At 68.6% G+C, this 5,477-nt stretch carries 6 protein-coding genes and 1 riboswitch; of the genes, 5 read left to right on the forward strand and 1 reads right to left on the reverse strand.

Annotated features, from left to right (window positions below):
* Positions 1-8 precede the first annotated feature (8 nt).
* A riboswitch (guanidine-III (ykkC-III) riboswitch) is annotated at positions 9-74 on the forward strand.
* A 9-nt stretch (positions 75-83) separates the two neighbouring features.
* The 5 genes from P2Q66_RS14065 to P2Q66_RS14085 all read left to right on the forward strand — a co-directional run bounded on the left by P2Q66_RS14065 (position 84) and on the right by P2Q66_RS14085 (position 3,204).
* Positions 84-407: an SMR family transporter gene (locus P2Q66_RS14065; protein ID WP_079595262.1), complete on the forward strand. Its 324-nt coding sequence runs from the start codon at positions 84-86 to the stop codon at positions 405-407.
* A complete protein-coding gene (locus P2Q66_RS14070; protein WP_275729059.1) occupies positions 407-790 on the forward strand; it encodes a multidrug efflux SMR transporter in 384 nt (127 codons plus the stop codon). Before P2Q66_RS14065 ends, P2Q66_RS14070 begins: the two co-directional genes overlap by 1 nt.
* Before the next feature lie 125 nt (positions 791-915).
* The gene (locus tag P2Q66_RS14075) at positions 916-1,542 is read left to right on the forward strand and encodes a nucleoside/nucleotide kinase family protein (RefSeq protein WP_275729062.1); all 627 of its coding nucleotides are present in this window, start codon (positions 916-918) and stop codon (positions 1,540-1,542) included.
* An 18-nt stretch (positions 1,543-1,560) separates the two neighbouring features.
* Positions 1,561-2,544, forward strand: coding sequence for an aldo/keto reductase (locus P2Q66_RS14080; protein ID WP_275729067.1), 984 nt, complete (start codon positions 1,561-1,563; stop codon positions 2,542-2,544).
* Between the two features lie 9 nt (positions 2,545-2,553).
* On the forward strand, positions 2,554-3,204 hold the full coding sequence (locus P2Q66_RS14085; protein WP_275729069.1) for an MBL fold metallo-hydrolase: 651 nt from the start codon (positions 2,554-2,556) through the stop codon (positions 3,202-3,204).
* A 100-nt stretch (positions 3,205-3,304) separates the two neighbouring features.
* On the opposite strand, the gene P2Q66_RS14090 is transcribed toward P2Q66_RS14085, so the two are convergent.
* A complete protein-coding gene (locus P2Q66_RS14090) occupies positions 3,305-5,194 on the reverse strand; it encodes a DEAD/DEAH box helicase (RefSeq protein WP_115523641.1) in 1,890 nt (629 codons plus the stop codon).
* Between the last annotated feature and the right edge of the window lie 283 nt (positions 5,195-5,477).

Consider the following 5,477-nt stretch of genomic DNA (forward strand, 5'->3'; position numbering starts at 1 on the left):
GCTGGAAACCAAGGCTCCCATCCGGAGCCTCCGGACGACGGTCCAGTACCCGGAACGCGACAAGACTGGCCAAAGGATCTGTAATGTCCTGGTTAATCCTTCTGGCCTCCGGCGCCCTTGAAGCCGTCTGGGCCGCAGCCCTGCACCGCGCATTCGAAACCACCGGCCGCCGCCGCGTCGCCGCAGCCGCCCTGTTCCTGGTGTCCGTGACGGCAAGCACCGCCGGCCTGGCCATCGCCATGCAATCCATTCCCACCGGAACCGCATATGCCGTCTGGGTGGGAGTTGGCGTGGTCCTGACCTCCGCCTACGCGATCATCACCAAGGTGGAACGTCCGACGGCGGCGCGCCTGCTCCTGCTGTCCGGCATAGCCGCCTGCGTGGTGGGCCTGAAGGTGGTGGCGTAATGTTGCGGCGTTCCTTCCCCTGGCTGGTCCTCCTGGCCTCGGCCGTCCTCGAAGCAGTGTGGGCCACGGCCTTGGGCCTCTCCGACGGCTTCAGCAAACCAGTGCCCACCCTGATATTCGTCGTCACCGCCGCGCTGAGCATGCTGGGCCTAGGCATGGCCATCCGCCGCATCCCGCTGGGCACTGCCTACGCCATTTGGGTGGGCGTCGGGGCTGCCTTGACGGTGGGCTGGGCCATGGCCACCGGCGTGGAGCCGTTCAGCGTGCTGAAAGTGCTGTTCATCGCCGGGATCGTGGGCTGCGCGGCCGGGTTGAAGGCACTTCCCGGGGAGAAGGGGCACCCGGCTCCCGAACAGCCTGCCCCTGAGGCATCCCACCGCTGAGTCTCCCGGGCTGAGTCTCCCCACCTTTGAGGCGCGCCGACGGCGTGTCCCGGCGAATCGTCGTCGTCCTTGGCGTTCCCGGATTCAAAGGTGGGGAGATTCGGCGCACCGTTTAGGCTTTTGCCATGGACTCCCCCGAGATCTCCCAGGCCATGGACGCCCTCCGGCGCCGGCTGGTTCCCGGTACGCGGACCATCCTGGGCATCACGGGGGCGCCCGGCTCCGGAAAGTCCACCTTCGCGGCATGGATCCAGCAACAATTCGCCCCCGCCACGGCCATAGTGGTCCCGATGGACGGCTTCCACCTGGGAAACGCCATCATCGAGGGCACGCCCCTTCGCCGGCGCAAGGGCGCCATCGACACGTTCGACGCCGGCGGCTACCTTTCGCTGCTTCGCCGCCTCGTCCGCCGGGACGAGGCAGTGGTCTACGCCCCGGAATTCCGGCGCACCCTTGACGAACCCGTGGCCGCTTCCATCGCCGTCCCGGCCGAAGTGCCGCTGGTCATCACCGAGGGAAACTACCTGCTCGCGGAGCAGGAGCCGTGGAAAGAGGTCCGGGCCCAGCTGGACGAGGTCTGGTTTGTGGACACGCCGCGGGAGCTGCGGCTGGAACGGCTGGTGGCGAGGCATGTGTCGTTCGGGATGGACCAGACGGCAGCCCAAGCCTGGGCCCATGGCCCCGACGAGGCGAACGCCCGGCTGATCCAGGCCACGAAGCCCGGCGCGGACCGCATCATTCCCTGGTACTAACAGCGAAGAGGAGAACTCATGGTGGCACTCGGCAACGGCCTCGACGTCAGCCCACTCGGGTTCGGCGGCATGGCCCTTACTCCCGTGTACGGCGAGGTGGACCCTGCCGACGCACTCAAAACACTGCACCACGCCGTGGACTCCGGTGTCAGCTTTATCGACACCGCGGACGTCTACGGCGGAGGCAGCAATGAGGAACTGATCGGCCGGCTGCTCAGGGAGCGCCGGGACGAGGTGCAGCTGGCCACGAAGTTTGCGCTCGTCGGGAACCCGGCCGGCGGCTACACCGACATCCGGAACGACGCCGCGTATATCCGGCAGGCGGTGGACCGGAGCCTGCAGCGGCTGGGCATCGACGTCATTGACCTCTACTACATGCACCGCCGTGACCTCCGCGTTCCGATTGTGGAAACCGTGGAGGCCATGGCGGAGCTTGTGCAGCAGGGCAAGGTCCGGCACCTGGGCCTGTCCGAAGTGACCGCCCGGGAGTTGGAGGATGCCATCGCTGTCCAGCCCATTGCAGCGGTCCAGAGTGAATGGTCCATCTGGAGCCGCGACGTGGAACGCAACGTTGTTCCTGCCGCAGCCGCCCTGGGGGTGGGGTTTGTGCCGTATTCGCCGCTGGGCCGGGGATTCCTCACCGGCACCGTTGACGCCGCCAGCCTTGGAGACAATGACTTCCGGCGCCGGATTCCAAGGTTTTCCCCGGACGCCGCCAGCGCCAACCAGGCAGTGGTGTCGGCCGTCCGGTCAGTGGCCGGCGACCTTGGTGCGACGCCCGCCCAGACGGCCCTGGCCTGGCTGTTGGCGCAGGGCAAGCGGCTGGGTTTGCCGGTCGTTCCCATCCCCGGTACGCGTAAACGGCACCGGATCGATGAAAACCTGGGCGCGCTGGCCCTGGATCTCACCCCTGCGCAACTGGACGCCCTGGACGCGGCCTCGGACGCCGTCGTCGGCTCCCGTTCCGCGGATCCGCAGTGGGTGTCGGAGGGCCGTGAATAGACTCGTCCCATGGACTCACTTCAGTACGACCTGCCGGCCCTGACCATCCGCCGGATCTCCGTCAGCGAGATGGACAACAACGTGTACCTGCTGACCGCGAAGGCGAGCGGGGAACAGGTGCTCATCGACGCAGCGGACGACCTTCCCGCCATCCAGAAACTGCTGGCGGACGCCTCCGCGGACACGGCGGCTCCGCCCCGGCTCGCGCTGATCGCCACCACCCACCAGCACTGGGACCATGTCCGGGCGCTGAAGGAGCTGGCTGCGGCGACGGGTGCGCCCACCGCCGCGGGGACGGACGACGCCGACGCGCTGCCTGTTCCCGTGGACCGGCGGCTTGGGCACGGGGACCGGGTGGCCGTGGACGGCTTTGAGCTCACGGCTGTCCACCTGAGGGGGCACACGCCGGGCTCGATCGCGTTTGTGTACCAGGACCCGGAGGGCCCGGCGCAGATCTTTTCCGGTGATTCGCTGTTTCCGGGCGGCGTGGGCAATACGCAGAAGGACCCGGAGCGGTTCAACCAGCTGCTCAGCGACGTCACGGAGCGGCTGTTCGGCACCTACCCTGATACCGCCGTCGTGCATCCTGGCCACGGCAAGCCCACCACCCTCGGTGCCGAGCGGCCACACCTTGAGGAGTGGCGCGCCCGGGGCTGGTGAGGAACGCGGTGGTTGAGCCTGTCAAAACCGGTGGTTGAGCGTGGGCCCACGCCGGCAGGGTTCCCTGGCCGAGCTTGCGAGGCGAGGGTGCCGGTGGGGTTTAGCGGCCGCGGCGCTCGTTGGACGCCGGAGCCGATGCACGGCGCGGACCGCCGGAGCGGCCTCCACCGGAGCGTCCACCGCCGTTGCCGGCAGCGTAGGATCCGCCGGAGGTGCCACCGGTGTTGGAGGACCAGACAGCCTTGTTGCCGCCGCTGCCCGCAGCAGCACCTGCGCCGGCGGAGCGCCCGCCGGTGCGTGCACCTGTGCCTGCAGCTGCTGCACGCTGGCCGGTGGCCGGACGTCCGCTGCGCTGGCCGCCGGTGGAAGCCGGACGCCCGGTTCCGCCGCGGGGGGCGTCGCTGCGGGTGACGCGGGATTCTGCACGGCCGTCTGAACCGCGGCCGGCCGATGCACGGCCACCTGCTGCGGGAACATCGTTGCGGTGCGTGGAAGCGGTGCCGCGGCCTCGGGCGTTGCGCCGCGCTGCCGCAGCGGCAATCGCGCGGTCCTCGTTCTGCTCTGCGTTGCGGTCGAACGCTGCCCGGGCTTCGGTGCGGCCCTCGAAGGCTGCAGCCCGGCGCTCGGCGCGGGGAACATCGGTGCGGACCGGCTCGGCCGAAACCTTGCCCCGGCCGCCGCGTCCGCCGCGTCCGCCGGTTGTGGGAGCAGCCTGGCGGCGGGCGCGCTTGCGCTCTGCGTTGGCGCCCGTGGAGGTACCGCCGCCCTGCTTCTGGGCCTTGGCGGCCAGCAGTGCGGCGCGGGTGCGGGGATCAACCTTGTCGGCCATTTCGCCCACCAGGTCAGCCACGATGGGCGAGTTGGCGGTGACGCGTTCGAAGGTGACCTCCACGCCGGCAGCCTTCATCAGCTTCTTGACGTCGGTCTGCTGCTCCGGGAGGGTCAGCGTGACCACGGTGCCGTCGGAACCGGCACGCGCGGTACGGCCGGAGCGGTGCAGGTATGCCTTGTGCTCGGTGGGCGGATCCACGTGGATCACCAGTTCGACGTCGTCCACGTGGACACCGCGGGCTGCGACGTCGGTGGCCACCAGGACGCGCACATCGCCGTTGGAGAACTCGGCGAGGTTGCGGTCACGGGCGTTCTGCGACAGGTTGCCGTGCAGGTCCACAGCGGGGATCCCGGCGTCGGTCAGGGTCTTGGCCAGCTTGCGGGCGTGGTGCTTGGTCCGCATGAAGAGGACGCGGCGGCCGGCCCCGGAGGCGAGCTCCACGATCAGCTGCTTCTTGACGGTCTGGTCGTTGACCACCAGCACGTGGTGCTCCATGGTGGTCACCGCGGCCTGCGGATCGTCCACGGAGTGGGTCAGCGGGTTGGACAGGTAGCGCTGGACGATCTTGTCCACGCCGTTGTCCAGGGTGGCGGAGAAGAGCAGGCGCTGGCCCTGGCTGGGGGTCATGTCCATGAGCTTCTTCACCACGGGCAGGAAGCCGAGGTCCGCCATGTGGTCGGCCTCGTCCAGGACGGTGATCTCCACGGCCTCGAGGGTGAGGATGCGCTGGCGGATCAGGTCCTCCAGGCGGCCCGGGCAGGCAATGACAATGTCGACGCCGGCGCGCAGTGCCTTTTCCTGGCGTGCCTGCGAGATGCCGCCGTAGATCACGGTGGTGTTCAGGCCGGCGGCCTTGGCCAGCGGCTCGATGGTGGCGTTGATCTGGGTTGCCAGTTCGCGGGTGGGTGCCAGCACCAGGCCCATGGGGCGGCCGGGCTTGCGGAAGTACGGAGCCTCGCGCTCGGCCAGGCGGGCCACCAGCGGGATGGCGAAGGCGATGGTCTTGCCGGAACCCGTGCGGCCGCGGCCCAGGACGTCGCGTCCGGACAGCGTGTCAGGCAGGGTCTTCACCTGGATGGGGAAGGGGGTTTCGATTCCCTGCGCGGCGAGGGTGTCGGCGAGGGCTTTGGGTGTGCCAAGGGCAGCGAAAGTAGTCAAGAGTCAAAGGTCTTTCAGGCGGTATCCGTGCGGATATCGGCCCCCGATGCCGGTTGGCCCAGGGGTTCGCCGAAGAAAATTCAGGTGATCAACCAGCCTGCTGCCGCTTATGCAAAGCGGCGGCCGGGACCAAATGGAACGCGTTCATCGACGCAGGATGTGCCTCTCACATGAAAAAAGCCCTGTCCCCTAAATGAAGGGGTACATGGGCATCACTGCACATCAAGTTCCACAAGTCTAGCATCCCGGCGGAGCAGACCCGTTGTCGCGTCACTTCCGCTGC

This window comes from Arthrobacter sp. Cr_A7 (genome assembly GCF_029222765.1).
Lineage (GTDB): Bacteria > Actinomycetota > Actinomycetes > Actinomycetales > Micrococcaceae > Arthrobacter.